At 69.2% G+C, this 1,397-nt stretch carries 1 protein-coding gene; it reads left to right on the top strand.

The features are described 5' to 3' along the window. Positions 1-402: 402 nt before the first annotated feature. The coding region (locus QZX79_RS02340; protein ID WP_294564104.1) for an alcohol dehydrogenase catalytic domain-containing protein at positions 403-1,397 on the top strand (995 nt) is incomplete at its 3' end.

Genomic DNA, 1,397 nt, shown 5'->3' on the forward strand with positions numbered 1-1,397 from the left:
CTTCTCCGCGGCCGGCGTACGCGAGATCGCGCGGGCCGGGGCGAGGGTCGGAGCTGACCCGCTGGCGGGTTCCGATCCCTCCGGGAGGAGGTGGTCCTGGTAGAGCGAGCTCATGCACCTGACTTCCGTTTGCGGACATTCCACGTGCACTCCCGGGGAGAGGAGCGGAACCCATGTAAACACGTCGTGATCGGTTCGTGATCTGCGAACCGGGGTAGTGACCTGCGGGTTTGTGTCCGTCGCCACAAGATCGCATGACTGTCATTCAACCGTTAGTATTGTCGAACGCACAGAGCGTGAGCGCCACGCAGCGTTTTGTTGAAAGTCGCGCGATCCGGCGGACCAAGGGGCAGGACCCCCTCCGAAGGGGCCGACCCCGGCCCGTCGGAGGGAGAGCCGAAGATGCGTGCAGTGACATGGCACGGCCGCGCGGACGTCCGCGTGGACACCGTGCCCGACCCCGTCATCCAGGACCCGACGGACGTGATCGTGGAGATCACCTCGAGCGGCATCTGCGGGTCCGACCTCCACCTGATCGAGGTCATGGCCCCGTTCATGACCGTGGGCGACGTGATGGGTCACGAGCCGATGGGCATCGTGCGCGAGGTCGGCCGTGAGGTGACGGCGGTGCAGCCCGGCGACCGGGTCGTCGTCCCGTTCAACATCTCCTGCGGCACCTGCTGGATGTGCGCGGAGGGCCTGTTCTCGCAGTGCGAGACCACGCAGAACCGGGACCAGGGCATGGGGGCCTCGCTGTTCGGCTACACCAAGCTCTACGGCCAGGTGCCGGGCGGTCAGGCGGAGTACCTCCGCGTGCCCTTCGGGAACACGCTCCCGATCAAGGTGCCGAGCGGGACGCCCGACGACCGCTTCGTCTACCTCTCCGACGTCCTGCCGACCGCCTGGCAGGCCGTGCAGTACGCCGGCATCCCGCCAGGCGGCAGCGTGCTCGTCCTCGGGCTCGGGCCGATCGGTGACATGGCCACGCGCGTGGCCCAGCACCTCGGCGCGGGACAGGTCATCGCCTCCGACGTCGTACCGGAGCGGCTCGCGCGCGCCCGCCGCAACGACGTCCAGGTCATCGACACCACCACGCAGGCCGACGTCGTGGCGCAGGTGCGCGACCTGACCGACGGCCGCGGGCCGGACGCGGTCATCGACGCGGTGGGCATGGAGGCCCACGGCTCGCCCCTGGCAGCACTCGCGCAGAAGGCCACCGCGATCGTGCCCGACGCGATCATGGAGAAGGTCATGCAGGTCGCGGGGGTCGACCGCCTGGCCGCGCTGAACACCGCCATCGAGGCGGTCCGCCGCGGCGGCACGATCTCCCTGTCGGGCGTGTACGGCGGAGCGACGGATCCGCTGCCGCTCATGCGCATGTTCGACAAGCAGATCCA

Source organism: uncultured Arthrobacter sp. (assembly GCF_902805515.1).
Lineage (GTDB): Bacteria > Actinomycetota > Actinomycetes > Actinomycetales > Micrococcaceae > Arthrobacter_D.